The following is a 12,797-nucleotide window of genomic DNA, read 5'->3' on the forward strand; positions in this document are numbered from 1 at the left end:
TTCTAAATCATATTTAGCCATAAAAATAGCGACCTCCAAAAGTTAGATTTTTGGTCTAACTTTTGGGGGTCGCTTCATAACAGTCATTTGGCATTTTATTTTTATTTTTTTAATCGTCGATAACCTAAGAAGAAACTTAAAGCCACACTTACCACCAGTGCAACTACTACAATTACTGCGTGGCTCGTTACCCACAGTTGCCCCAGATAAAATTGTTGAGCACCGCCTAATAACGCCATGACTATCAGGGGCGGGATAAATTCAAAGCTCCCACTTTTTACAGTGATGCCTAGCGCCGCAATAAAAATAAGCCCCAGTAAACTCAAAGTCATCTTAGGTGTTAAAATAATGACCCAAAATGGCGGTACAACCAAAGGAATCACTATAAATAAGCCAAAAGCCAAAGCAAAAGGCAAGGCGACAATTATTTTAGGTAAAGCGTGATAGACACTACGGGCTAAGAGATAAAGAACAGCGACGATGCCAGCAGCCACCACGAGACAACTCAAAAAAATATGACCTAAGACCACACCACGACTACTAGCGCTAGCGATTAAACCGACACTAGCAAAAACCAAATAGATACCAATTCCTTGCAAAGCAAAAAGTAGTGTTTTACGCCATGAATTGCCGGAAAGATTGGCTAAAATTTCATCCCCCAGTACTTCAGGTTCTTTCCCTAAGTATTCCACTGCACTAAGGTCATCGCTTTGCGCCGTTAAGACATCAGTCAATAAGTCTAACAATAAATCTTCCAACTCTGCCTCATCTTTAAAAAGCGACCGCAAGCGGAGATACGTTAATAAATCTTCGTAATATTTTTTGTTGGCTGGAGTTAACTGTTCCCGTAATTGATTATTCCGTTGAATTTTATCTGTCGTCTTATTCATCTGCTTACTCTCCCATCAAACGCTTGACGCTTGTTGCTAATTGGCGCCATTCTGCTTTAAAAATTTGGCAATGCTCTTGCCCTAAAGTCGTCAATCGAAAATATTTCCGCTGCGGTCCATCGGCTGAAGCCCGCAACTGGCCAACAATTAATTTTTCTTTTTGCATTTTTAATAGTAAAGGATAAATTGAACCTGGCGCTACTTGGGTCAAGCCATACGCTGCTAGTTCTTGTTGTAGTTGATAACCGTAGACTTCTTTTTGACTAATAATTAATAAAAGACAGCCTTCTAGCACGCCCTTTAACATTTGCGAAGAATTTCCTGTTGCCATCTCACCCCTCCTAACTATCTTGTATTACAAGATACTCCTTTTTCAGTAACTTGTAAAGCAAGATAGCTAAAATTCCTTAAAAAAAATTCGTTGACTTTTTTAAACCAATATTTTACACTCAAAGCAGTTAATGGTTCTTAAAATTAAACGATAATGAATGGAGTACAAACTAAAATGACTGAACAAATGAAAGCAGCAGTAATTGACACCTATAAACAGCCACTACCTACGCTGAAAATGGTTCCTTTACCAGTGATGGGGCCAAACGATGTCCTAGTCAAAATTATCGCTGCTAGCGTAAATCCCATTGACCTAAAAACCAAAGATGGTGGTTTAAAGATGCTCTTGCCTTATAAATTGCCCTTAATTATGGGAAGCGATTTTGCCGGAATTATTACAAAAGTCGGCAGCCAAGTCACTAATTACCAGACAGGAGATCACATTTTCGGCCGGGTGCAAAAGAAACGGATTGGTACCTTTGCTGAATATCTTGCAGTAGATCAAGGAGACATTGCCTTAATCCCTCAGTCTTTGACTTTTACTGAGGCCGCGGCACTACCTTTAGTGGGATTAACTAGCTATCAAGCACTCCACGATATTATGAAACTTCGTCAAGGCGATAAAGTCTTGATTCCAGGAGGTTCTGGCGGGATTGGTACGGTGGCCATTCAAATTGCCAAACAACTAGGAGCTTTTGTCGCTACCACCACTTCAGCTACTAACTTTGAACTTGTCAAATCCCTAGGAGCCGATCTAGTCTTAGATTACCGTACAACAAATTTTGCTGAAATTCTTAAGGATTATGATTATGTTTTAGATACTCGTGGGGGGAAAACGCTGGCGGACAAGTTGTGAGTATTGCCGGTTTGCCTAACGCGCGTTTTGGTCGCGAATATGGCGTTCCTTTATGGAAACGACTGGCCTTTGGTTTTGTCACCCGCAAACTCACTCGACTAGAAAAACAGACTGGTGCTACTTACACTTTTTTATTTATGAAGCCTAGTGGTGCTCAACTAGCTACCTTAGGCCAAATGGTGGATGCTGGTACGTTGCGGCCGATTATTGATCGAGTGGTGCCTTTTGATAACATTGCTGAAGCTCTACATTACTCCCACTCAGGACAAGCCAAAGGAAAAATTATTTTACAAATGGCTGATGATGACCGACAGAAGGCGCTGCAATGACGATTGCGCTTATTCTTTTCAAAGCAGTAAAAAAGACAATCAATTTTTGGCGAGGAATTGGTTGTCTTTTGCTATTTCAGTTTTTCAATCAGTAGACGCGCCACGGCTTTCACGGAAAAAGGATTTTGGCCGGTTAACAATTGACCATCCGCTGCCGCAAATTCACTGTAAAAGCGTTTTTTGATAAAGTGAGCACCACGGGCTGTTGCTACTTGCTGATTCAAGAAAGGCACAACTTTCTTTTTACCTGCTAAAATTTCTTCAGCGGTAGTAAAGCCGGTAATTTGCTTGCCAGCAATTAAGTACTGTCCTTCCGCATCTTTAATATTCAACAGGCCGGCAATGCCATGACAAACAGAAGTCAGATACCCCCCATTGTGGTAGATAGTTAAAGCAATTTGTTGTAGTGCAGAATTATCAGGAAAGTCCCACATCACCCCATGACCGCCCGTATAATAAATCGCAGCATAATCGGCGGGCTGCACTTCATCAGGTCGTAACGTGTGGATCAAGGCGCGCTCCACAAAATCAGCATTCTCATAGACTTGCATAATGCTTGCATCGGTATACTTCATACTCCGTGGATCGATAGGCACGAAGCCCCCTTTAGGACTGACATAATCCACCGCAATCCCCGCTTTTTCTAGCTCGGCCACAAATTCGGCAGCTTCTCCTAACCACAAGCCGGTGGGTTCGTTGGTGCCTTGGTAACGCGTAACGTTCGTTTCCACCACTAATACCTTTTTCATAATTTTACTCCTTTATCTTTTTTTGTTTATATTTTTAAACCATTAAACCATCCTCGCAAATTTTTGTCAATCATTTCGCTACAAAAAAAGCGATGGACTGCATCTTAGTCCACCGCACGGCTAGTATTCTTGTTTGCTTTTTGTTGCTGATATTTTTCATATTGGCTACACCACTGCGTTACGGAAATTTTCGCTAACAGTTGGCCAATTAATTCATAAGGAATCTGTTGGGGGTTAGTAAAGCGTAGACAACTCTTGCCTAAATTTAATTTTGTAGGAACTTGTTGAACATACTCTTCTTTAAACCAAGCTAGTAGGGCTGGATTTCCCAGTAAACCCAGATGATAAAGGGCCAAGTGTCTTTTTTGGACGCCGATAGAAACAAAGGGGAGCGGTTCGTTTGTCCGGTTCAAGTAACCGGCCGGATAAATACTCAAGGGTACCACAAAAGTGGGCATGCCATATTGCAGTACCAATTGAAAGCCCGCTGGCAAATGTTCTTCTGCAACTTTTTTTAACGCAAAATAACTGGCCCGCCATTTTTCAGGAATTTGTGCTTCGTATTCAATAATGGTGTCCATCCATTTTACCTCCAAGTTTTTCTTTATTTTAACATAGCACCTGACTAAAACTTTGGCATTCAGCCTAGAAAAAAAGACTGCGAAGAAAAATTCTCCACAGTCTACAAATCTTTAGTTTGCTACCACGTTGACTAATTTATCAGGCACCGCGATAATTTTACGAATAGTTTTGTCCGCAATATAGGGCGCAATTTGTTCATTGGTTTTAGCTAAGGCGGCTAATTCGTCTTTACTTAGCCCCACTGGCACCGTCATTTTCCCCCGCACTTTGCCGTTAACTTGGAAAACAATTTCAATTTCTGCTTCCACTAACTTTTCGGCATCATATGTTGGCCACGGTACATAAGCAAGGGTTTCTTGATTGCCTAAAATAGCCCATAGTTCTTCTCCTAAATGTGGCGCAACTGGCGCTAACAATTGGACGAACCCTTCAAAGTATGCATAAGGTAAAGCTTCCGCTTTGTTGGCCTCATTCACGAAGACCATCAATTGGGAAATTGCCGTATTGAAATGTAAGTTCTCGTAGTTTTCCGTTACTTTTTTAACAGTTTGGTGATATACCTTGGTTAAATGATCGTCGTTGAAAGTAGTGATCCGATCCCGCATCTTGCCATTTTCATCGACGATTAAGCGCCAAACGCGGTCTAAGAACTTCCGTGCGCCTTCCAGACCATTTTCGTTCCATGGAATGGAAGCGTCTAAAGGTCCCATAAACATTTCGTAAAGTCGTAAAGTGTCAGCGCCGTAGTGTTCCACCACATCGTCAGGGTTGACGACGTTTTTCAAAGATTTACTCATTTTCGCTGGTGTCTCTTCCAATACTTCACCAGTTTCGGTGCTGACCCAAGCGCCGTCGCGTTTTTCTACTAAGTTCGTCGCCACTAGTGCCCCGCGGTGGTCGCGGAAACTTTGCCCTAAAATCATTCCTTGGTTAAATAATTTTTGGAAAGGTTCTTTGGTCGGCACGACACCTAAATCGTACAAGAATTTATGCCAGAAACGAGCATAAAGTAAATGCAAGACGGCGTGTTCCGCGCCCCCCATATAAATATCCACTGGCAACCAGCGTTTTAATTTTTCAGGGTCGGCTAAGGCTTTTTTATTGTGGGGATCAATGTAACGAATATAATACCAAGAGCTCCCCGCCCATTGTGGCATGGTGTTGGTTTCCCGCCGACCTTTTTTACCGGTCACCGGATCTACCACGTTAATCCAATCAGCAATGTTGGCTAATGGGGATTCCCCTGTGCCGGAAGGTTTGATATTTTCCGTCCGTGGTAAAATCAAAGGCAACTCTTCTGCTGGCACGGTAGTTGTGGTGCCATCTTCCCAATGAATAATGGGAATCGGTTCACCCCAATAACGTTGACGAGAGAACAACCAGTCCCGCAAACGATACGAAACTTCCTGGTGACCGACGCCTTTTTCTGTTAACCAAGCGATGATTTTCTCAATCGCTTCCGTTTTATTTAAACCATCTAAAAAGCCAGAATTAATATGGACACCATCTTCAGTGAAGGCTTCTTTTGCTACATCGCCGCCAGCTAAAACGGGCACGATTTCTAAATTAAATTGTTTAGCAAAATCATAGTCCCGCGTATCGTGGGCAGGTACGGCCATGATGGCCCCTGTGCCGTAACTAGCTAATACATAATCGGCAATCCAAATGGGAATTTCTTTGCCATTCACCGGATTAATAGCATAAGCACCAGTGAAGACTCCCGTTTTTTCTTTCGCTAAGTCGGTCCGATTTAAGTCGGATTTTTTCTCTGCTTGTTGCACGTAGTCTAAGACCGCGCTAGTTTGCTCTGCCGTCATAATTTCTTTGACTAACGGTAACTCTGGTGCTAAAACTGCATAGGTCGCACCGAATAAAGTATCGGGCCGTGTCGTAAACACTTCAAAGTCATAATCACTGTTGGCTACTTTAAACGTAACTTTTGCCCCGACGGAACGACCAATCCAGTTCCGTTGCATATCTTTAATACTTTCGGGCCAATCTAAATCTTCTAAGTCTTCCAATAAACGGTCGGCATAAGCGGTAATTTTTAACATCCATTGGCGCATTGGTTTACGCACGACATCGTAACCCCCGCGTTCGCTCTTACCGTCGATAACTTCTTCATTGGCAATCACGGTGCCTAATTCCGGGACCCAGTTGACGGGAACTTCGGCTTCATAGGCCAATCCTTTTTCGTAAAGCTTGGTAAAAATCCATTGCGTCCATTTGTAATACTCCGGGTCGGTAGTATTGATTTCCCGATTCCAATCGTAACTAAACCCTAAGGAATTAATTTGCCGTTTAAAAGTGGCGATGTTTTTATTCGTAAAGTCCGCTGGATTGTGGCCAGTGTTTAAGGCATATTGTTCTGCAGGCAAGCCAAAAGCGTCCCAGCCCATGGGATGTAAAACGTTAAACCCTTGGGAACGTTTCATCCGCGCTAAAATATCTGTCGCCGTGTAACCTTCAGGATGTCCCACGTGCAACCCTTGACCAGATGGATAAGGAAACATATCCAAGGCGTAAAATTTTGGTTTATCTAGTTCATCATGGGTGTTAAAGGTATGGTTTTTCGCCCAATATTTTTGCCACTTGCTTTCAATTGCTTTGTGATCGTAATTCATGAAACTTTTGCTCCTTTCAAAAATAAAACGCCCTATAGCCTCAGCTATAGGACGTAAATCTACGTGGTACCACCTAATTTTACGGAAAAGTTTCCGCCTTTAAGACTTGTAACGAAAGTCAGTCGAACTGTTCTCACAGTTATTCTCCAAGGCGAGTTCAGAGCTTGACCTACGCGTTTTCACCCACCACGCGCTCGCTACAAGGGCAGTCCTCTTACTATTCCTCTTCTTCGTAAGCCTATCCTAACAAATAATTTTTTAAAAGACAAGCTTTAAAACTATTTTACGCGTAAAGTTTGATTCAAGTAAATGGTGTCATTACTCAAATTATTCCAGCTCTTTAATTGAGCGACACTAGTGTTGTGCTTTTGGGCGATGCTCCATAAAGTATCACCTTTCACCACTTTGTAGTTCGTTGTAGCGCTGGTACTCCCTGTATTGGCGTTAGGGGTATTGCTCACTGTGCCACTACTTACTTTTAATACTTGGCCAGGATGAATCATATCGCTAGTTAAGTTATTCAAACTCTTTAACTGTGCTACGGTTAGCCCATGGTTGTATGCAATGCGCCATAAACCATCGCCAGCTTTGACGGTGTAAGTCTTAGCCGAGGTACTTGGCGTACTTGGGCTTGGTGTCGTACTAGTGCTACCACCGTTGTTGCCGGCATTGTTACTAGTGCTCCCGCCTGTACTTCCACCTGTGTTACTCCCCGTGGAAGCTCCTGCTGTTTGGCCGACAATTAATTTTTGATTCAAGTAAATCGTATCACTGGTTAAATTATTCCAACTCTTAATTTGAGCCACCGTCACACCATATTTTTGGGCTAAGTGCCAAAGGGTATCGCCTTTGGCTACTGTATGAGTGGTGGCACTTGGAATAGTTGGTGTTGTTGTCCCGCCAGTGCTGCCACCGTTGTTATTATTGTTGTTTGCGTTGTTGGAATTATTTGTGTTGTTGCCTGAGTTGCTGCCACTAGCTGTGTAACCCACAATCAATTTTTGATTTGGGAAAATTAAATCGCTAGTTAAATTATTCCAGCTTTTAATTTGCGCTACCGTGGTGCCATTATTTTGTGCAATACGCCATAAACCCTCACCACTTTTAACCGTATAATAAATGGCTGTGCCGCTAGTTGAGCTCCCTGTGCTGCCACCAGTATTATTACCAGTATTGTTGTTATGATCCACGTCAGTAGGTTGACCAGAACTTGGTGTATCATATTGTGTCAAATTGTACGTAGCAATTAAATTATTCAACTTCACGTTGTAACTTGGATCAGTAGCATAACGACCGGTTAAGTAAGCTGTCGCTTGTTGATAGTTAGTGGTATTGCTCTTCCAAGCACCAGCATAAAAATACGTACCTGCTGTAAAGGAGGTATTCTTCAACAAGCGCGCATTGTCTTGGAAACTTTCGTAATAAGAAGGATATTTCCGAAAAGCCGCTTGAATCGTTACCCATTGACCATTTAAATATTCACTCGTAGTCATGCTTACACTTTGACCGTTATAATTGCCTTTAATCCCAAATAAGTTATAGTTTGGCGCACTCCCTAAAGAAGAAGTTCCCCAACCGCTTTCTAAAATGGCTTGGGCGATCATCACGGAAGCGTAAAGGTCATTTTCATCCGCACACTTGGCTGCATGACTAGCTACCATCGCGATAAAATTTTGTTGGTTCGTAGCACTGTAACTGCTGGAAGCTGCTGCTACTTTAGGCGTAGGCATTAACCCTACAGCAATACCAGAAAGAGCTAAAGCAGAAGTGGTCAAAGCCGCGCCTCGTTTAGCACGCGCGTATTGTAACTTCTTCTGGGCAGCTTTACGTTTAACTTTTCGGGGCGTAAAATTTGTCTTCATACTTATCTCCTAGTTTTTTCATAATGTTATTTTAGCGAAAATTGCCGATACTTAATTATACCTTCTTTTAAGAAATTCTTAAAGAATACATCAGGGGAACAGCGCATATTTAACCCCCTTGTAACATTGACAAAAAGTACGTTATTTCGTGCTTACAAAACGCCGTCTTCTAAGGCTTCAGTCCTAACGCTTTATTTTTGATGGACTACTGTTTCATTACAGCAAAGTTACAGTGCTTGTTTGTTCCCCTTTTTGTTCCTGCGACTTTAGTCTGAGGGCCGTCTTTACCTTAGACTGATTTTGACTAGAAGTGCTTGAAATCTTCACCTTTTCTTCATATAGTAAAGTTACAAAAACGAATTGAAGGAGTCCGCCATGAATAAAGAACATTTTCTTACTGAGCTGACTATTTATTTGAAACCCCTCTCCCCAAAAGAACGAGCTGAGATTCTCGCCACCTACGAAGAGCTGTTTCAAGATGGTTTAGCCCAAGGGCAAACAGAAGAAGTCATTGCCAAAGGCTTAGGGAAACCCAAAGACATCGCTGCTGATATTTTGGCTGAGCATCACTTGGATTTTCAAGAAAAAAAAATCTATCGTAACGGTTGGCAAGAATTTAAACCTGAACATCGCAAGTATGAAGGTCCACGTTTTGATCAAAAGGACTATACGACGTCACAGACCAAAAATAATCAGCAAACACAAGGGGTACAAGACGATTTCCCTTACGCTGAACAATACGGGGACTATCGGCGGCCACCAAAGTCCCAGAGCGTTTTAAAAAAATTAATGCTCTTAGCCTTTAACTTACTCATTTTCATTTGGGCGTGGTTTAGTATTTTCATGACCTGCATCGCATGTTGGCTGACGGTAGTCGTCTTGCTTTGCGCTCCATTAATTGGTGTGGGACTCTTTTTCTTCTTACCCTTTAGTGCAGCCATCTTCCAAATGGCTATTGCCATGATTTTATTCGGTTGTGGCTTACTAGGCCTTTGTGTCGGTCGGCCGATTACCCACTTTTTCTTTTCTTTAACGAAACGTTACTGGCGCTTTAACCGTACCGTCTTTAGTGGAGGAGTCTAAATGAAAAAATCTTCCATTGCCCTTTTAGTTTTAGGTTTTCTTTTAATCGTTGGGGGCGGCGTTACCGCTCTTTTAACTTTTTCCGGTGCCAAAGACAGCGTCACGAAAAATATTGACGAAGCCTACACTGTCTCTGGGGACACTTTAAACTTGGTTTTAAGTAGTCCTACCCAAATTTATCTCACCACTTCTGATACGCAAAAAGTGGAAATCACTGGGACTGTCGTTTCCCTCAATGACTCCACAGTGACTACCCAACAAGCGGACAACACTGTTTCTGTAACGATTAAAAAAGGGACGAGCCAAGATAGCACGAAGAAATTCATCACGGATTTGGCTAGTGGCGAAGGCGTTTTAAATATTGCCATTCCCCGCTCCATCAAAAATCTCAGTATAGAGAGTCCCCGCTTACAAGCTCACAATTTAACTTTGGCGAGTCTCAGCGTTACGCAAACCAAACTTAATTACGAAAACGAAAGTAGCTACTGGTACTTTGACGCCTTAAAAACCAACGAGTTAACCGTCAGTGGTAATGATGGGAACTTCTCCTTTACGGAACCTTTAATTGAAACCTTAGTCACCAAAGAATTAAACAGCAGTCAACTGACTTTAACCAATGGTAAAATTACCAGCAGCACTTTTAATGGGAACAACAATGATTTCCAATTGGATAATAGTTTTGGCCCTATGGACTTTCAAGAGCTAAGTGGCGGCAGTGTCTCCTTACGTAATCATAATGGTGATGTAGCAGTCACTGGTGACGGCTTAAACTTAGAAATCAACGACCGCTTAGCTGGTAATCTCACTGCAAAATTAGAACGTGGCAACATCACAGGTTATTTGGAAAATGATCAACTAGCCAATATCCTAATTACTGCCAACACTACTACTGGGACCATTGCTTTGTTTGATCAAGAGGATAGTAAAACTTTCGGTGCGGCCAATAGCAAATATCATTGGGACTTAAGTACGACGATTGGCGACATTCATTTTCAACAATTTGAAGTCTATGAAGAAGACTACGATGAAGAGTACGATGATGATGACCAGCAGCCAGAAGCTTCCGTCTCTATTGAAGGAAGTGCCCCAGAAGAAGATTTAGATAACGGAGCTACCGTGGCCAGCACTACTGCTGAAAGTAGTACGGCCGACAGTACTGTCACCAGTTCGACGACGGATTAAATTATTCTACGGCGAAAGCCGCGCTACACATGGCGCGGCTTTTTTTGTTCGCCCTTTGTTAAGAAATTTATGCTACAATAAGTTCATCATTTTTTAAAGGAGCAGCTATGCAAAATAAAGAAAAATATTGGCACTGGGCCTCGTCTAGTGCGTTACTCTTTGTCTTTTTAGGATATGTGGTGAAATTTTACGACGACTGGTTGTTTTTTGATGCGCCGTTGCAAAATATCATTCGTGGCAAACTTTCCAATGGGGCGACCCAATTTTTCAAATGGATTACCCAATTTGGCAATCCGGTGCCCTTAATTATTTTAACCTTGGCAGTGGCGGTACTTTTTTATAGTCAGAAAAAAAGAGTGGCGGCTCTTTACCTCTTGGTGAATATCGCCTTAGGTAGTGGGGTTTTGAATAATTTATTGAAACTGGTTTATTTAAGACAACGCCCCACGCTTCCCCATTTAGTGACGGAACTTACTTATAGTTTTCCTAGCGGTCACGCTATGGGGAGCATGATGTTTTTTGGTACCCTCATCGTCCTTGTTCCTCTTTTAGCTACCACTAAAAAATGGCAGTGGGCTGGGCGCATCTTTTTAGGGCTCATAGTTGTCCTTATTGGCATCAGCCGAATTTATCTTGGTGTTCATTTTCCAAGTGATATTTTAGGTGGCTGGCTCTTGGGTGTTACTTGGCTTTTTGCCACTTATCCGTTATATGACCGCTACAGCTTTATCGAACGCTTCAAACAAACTCAACGTCAAAGGAAGTAATGAAATGACTTTTACTTATCGGGATGATTTACATAAACGTTATCATTCTTGGAATTATGAATTGCGCCACGAATTTGGCGAAAAAATTTTTAAGGTGCCTATTGATGGTGGCTTTGACTGCCCCAATCGTGACGGTACGGCAGCAAAAGGCGGTTGTACTTTTTGTTCTGTCTCCGGTTCTGGCGATATGATTATCGCCCCCACTGATCCTTTACCCCAACAATTCCACAAAGAGGTCCAGCAGTTGCATCATAAATGGGAAAGTACGAAAAAATACATCGTCTACTTTCAAAATTTTACCAATACCCATGCCCCCGTTGAAGTCTTGCGGCAACGCTATGAACAAGTGGTAAATTTACCCGGTGTGGTGGGCCTAAGTATCGGCACGCGTCCGGATTGCTTGCCGCCTGAAACTATTGCATACTTAGCCGAGCTAAATCAACGGCTCTATCTTTGGGTGGAGTTAGGTTTGCAAACGACTTTTGAAAGTACCAGCAACGCCATTAACCGCGCTCATGATTATCAGACTTATTTAGATGCCGTAGAGCGTTTGCGCAAACACAACATTCGCGTCTGCACCCACTTGATTAACGGTCTTCCGGGAGAAACCATTCCCATGATGTTGGAAAATGTGCGCCGCACCATTGTGGACTCAGATATTCAAGGCATCAAGCTACATCTTTTACATTTAATGAAAAAAACGCGGATGGTGAAAGACTACCGAGAAGGCCGCTTAAAATTTTTAACCCGGGATGAGTATGTCCAGTTAATTGTGGATCAATTAGAAATGATTCCGCCAGAAATTATCATTCACCGTTTGACTGGGGATGCGCCTTTTGATGCTTTAATTGGCCCGGCGTGGAGCTTAAAGAAATGGGAAGTCTTAAACGCCATTGACGACGAATTAGCGCACCGCGATACTTACCAAGGAGCCAAAGATGTCCGTAAGGGAGTGCCCGCCTTTTATGTTAGATAATGCTTTACAATTTAGTCATACGCTGTTAAAAGAAATTTTAAAGACCGGCGACGTGGTGGTGGATGCCACCATGGGTAACGGCCATGACACTTTATTTTTAAGCCAGTGCGTTGGGACAACTGGGAAAGTTTATGCTTTTGATATTCAAGAGTCCGCCCTCGTACTGACGGAAAAATTATTAAGCGCCGCACAGTGCCCGCCGAACTATCAGCTATTCTTAGCTGGACACGAGACGGTAGCCCAACATTTGCCACCAGACACCATGCTCCAAGGGGCCATCTTCAACCTCGGCTACTTACCTCAAGGGGATAAAACAGTGGTGACGCAGGGAAGCACTACCTTAGTCGCTTTAAAAAGTTTACTAGCTTGTTTAGCTGTTGGTGGGCGCATCGTCCTAGTGGTCTATTGGGGCCATCCCGGCGGGGAGACTGAAAAAGAAGCCTTGCTAGACTTTTGTCAAAGTTTGCCGCAAAAAATTTGGCATGTGGCCTGCTACAATTTTATTAATCAAAAAAATCAGCCGCCTTTTACGTTATGTATTGAGCGGCGACGTTAAAAGACCTGAGA

General features: G+C 42.6%; 11 protein-coding genes, 1 pseudogene and 1 other annotated feature. Of the genes and pseudogenes, 6 read left to right on the forward strand and 6 right to left on the reverse strand.

Annotation, left to right across the window (positions count from 1 at the left end):
• Positions 1-101: 101 nt before the first annotated feature.
• Both FFM57_RS01840 and FFM57_RS01845 read right to left on the reverse strand, forming a co-directional pair.
• Positions 102-890 carry a DUF1129 domain-containing protein gene (locus FFM57_RS01840; RefSeq protein ID WP_137598827.1) on the reverse strand — a complete coding sequence of 263 codons (789 nt, stop codon included), beginning with the start codon at positions 888-890 and terminating at the stop codon, positions 102-104.
• 4 nt (positions 891-894) lie between these two features.
• Positions 895-1,221, reverse strand: a complete 327-nt coding sequence (locus tag FFM57_RS01845) for a PadR family transcriptional regulator (protein ID WP_137598828.1) — start codon at positions 1,219-1,221, stop codon at positions 895-897.
• A 174-nt stretch (positions 1,222-1,395) separates the two neighbouring features.
• Here FFM57_RS01845 and FFM57_RS01850 point away from each other — a divergent pair.
• Positions 1,396-2,405, forward strand: a pseudogene (locus FFM57_RS01850) (NADP-dependent oxidoreductase).
• A gap of 71 nt (positions 2,406-2,476) precedes the next feature.
• On the opposite strand, the gene FFM57_RS01855 reads toward FFM57_RS01850, so the two are convergent.
• From FFM57_RS01855 to FFM57_RS01870, 4 genes are all read right to left on the reverse strand, one after another.
• A complete protein-coding gene (locus FFM57_RS01855; RefSeq protein WP_137598829.1) occupies positions 2,477-3,154 on the reverse strand; it encodes a type 1 glutamine amidotransferase domain-containing protein in 678 nt (225 codons plus the stop codon).
• 104 nt (positions 3,155-3,258) lie between these two features.
• On the reverse strand, positions 3,259-3,735 hold the full coding sequence (locus FFM57_RS01860) for a DUF1801 domain-containing protein (protein WP_137598830.1): 477 nt from the start codon (positions 3,733-3,735) through the stop codon (positions 3,259-3,261).
• 111 nt (positions 3,736-3,846) lie between these two features.
• Positions 3,847-6,360, reverse strand: a complete 2,514-nt coding sequence (leuS, locus tag FFM57_RS01865; RefSeq protein WP_137598831.1) for a leucine--tRNA ligase — start codon at positions 6,358-6,360, stop codon at positions 3,847-3,849.
• A 44-nt stretch (positions 6,361-6,404) separates the two neighbouring features.
• Positions 6,405-6,600, reverse strand: a binding site (T-box leader).
• A 38-nt stretch (positions 6,601-6,638) separates the two neighbouring features.
• Positions 6,639-8,222 carry a LysM peptidoglycan-binding domain-containing protein gene (locus FFM57_RS01870; protein WP_137598832.1) on the reverse strand — a complete coding sequence of 528 codons (1,584 nt, stop codon included), beginning with the start codon at positions 8,220-8,222 and terminating at the stop codon, positions 6,639-6,641.
• A 375-nt stretch (positions 8,223-8,597) separates the two neighbouring features.
• On the opposite strand from FFM57_RS01870, the gene FFM57_RS01875 reads away from it, so the two are divergent.
• The 5 genes from FFM57_RS01875 (at position 8,598) to mnmM (ending at position 12,786) form a co-directional block, all read left to right on the forward strand.
• Entirely contained in the window at positions 8,598-9,305 is a 708-nt protein-coding gene (locus FFM57_RS01875; RefSeq protein ID WP_137598833.1) for a DUF1700 domain-containing protein, read from the forward strand.
• On the forward strand, positions 9,306-10,487 hold the full coding sequence (locus FFM57_RS01880) for a DUF4097 family beta strand repeat-containing protein (RefSeq protein WP_137598834.1): 1,182 nt from the start codon (positions 9,306-9,308) through the stop codon (positions 10,485-10,487). It abuts the gene before it with no gap.
• Between the two features lie 107 nt (positions 10,488-10,594).
• Entirely contained in the window at positions 10,595-11,254 is a 660-nt protein-coding gene (locus FFM57_RS01885) for a phosphatase PAP2 family protein (RefSeq protein ID WP_137598835.1), read from the forward strand.
• A 4-nt stretch (positions 11,255-11,258) separates the two neighbouring features.
• A complete protein-coding gene (mnmL, locus tag FFM57_RS01890) occupies positions 11,259-12,230 on the forward strand; it encodes a tRNA modification radical SAM protein MnmL/YtqA (protein ID WP_137598836.1) in 972 nt (323 codons plus the stop codon).
• Positions 12,220-12,786: a tRNA 5-(aminomethyl)-2-thiouridylate-methyltransferase MnmM gene (gene mnmM / locus FFM57_RS01895; protein WP_137598837.1), complete on the forward strand. Its 567-nt coding sequence runs from the start codon at positions 12,220-12,222 to the stop codon at positions 12,784-12,786. The genes mnmL and mnmM overlap by 11 nt, the downstream gene beginning before the upstream one ends.
• Positions 12,787-12,797 lie beyond the last annotated feature (11 nt).

Origin of the sequence: Enterococcus nangangensis, from assembly GCF_005405245.1 — a bacterium.
GTDB classification, from domain to species: Bacteria; Bacillota; Bacilli; order Lactobacillales; family Enterococcaceae; genus Enterococcus_J; species Enterococcus_J nangangensis.

Bases quoted from the DNA above. Each gene is read 5' to 3' on its own strand.
- FFM57_RS01880 (WP_137598834.1), top strand. From the start codon at position 9,306: ATGAAAAAATCTTCCATTGCCCTTTTAGTTTTAGGTTTTCTTTTAATC.
- FFM57_RS01845 (WP_137598828.1), bottom strand. From the start codon at position 1,221: ATGGCAACAGGAAATTCTTCGCAAATGTTAAAGGGCGTGCTAGAAGGC.
- FFM57_RS01855 (WP_137598829.1), bottom strand. From the start codon at position 3,154: ATGAAAAAGGTATTAGTGGTGGAAACGAACGTTACGCGTTACCAAGGC.
- mnmM (WP_137598837.1), top strand. From the start codon at position 12,220: ATGTTAGATAATGCTTTACAATTTAGTCATACGCTGTTAAAAGAAATT.
- leuS (WP_137598831.1), bottom strand. From the start codon at position 6,360: ATGAATTACGATCACAAAGCAATTGAAAGCAAGTGGCAAAAATATTGG.
- FFM57_RS01860 (WP_137598830.1), bottom strand. From the start codon at position 3,735: ATGGACACCATTATTGAATACGAAGCACAAATTCCTGAAAAATGGCGG.
- mnmL (WP_137598836.1), top strand. From the start codon at position 11,259: ATGACTTTTACTTATCGGGATGATTTACATAAACGTTATCATTCTTGG.
- FFM57_RS01840 (WP_137598827.1), bottom strand. From the start codon at position 890: ATGAATAAGACGACAGATAAAATTCAACGGAATAATCAATTACGGGAA.
- FFM57_RS01875 (WP_137598833.1), top strand. From the start codon at position 8,598: ATGAATAAAGAACATTTTCTTACTGAGCTGACTATTTATTTGAAACCC.
- FFM57_RS01870 (WP_137598832.1), bottom strand. From the start codon at position 8,222: ATGAAGACAAATTTTACGCCCCGAAAAGTTAAACGTAAAGCTGCCCAG.
- FFM57_RS01885 (WP_137598835.1), top strand. From the start codon at position 10,595: ATGCAAAATAAAGAAAAATATTGGCACTGGGCCTCGTCTAGTGCGTTA.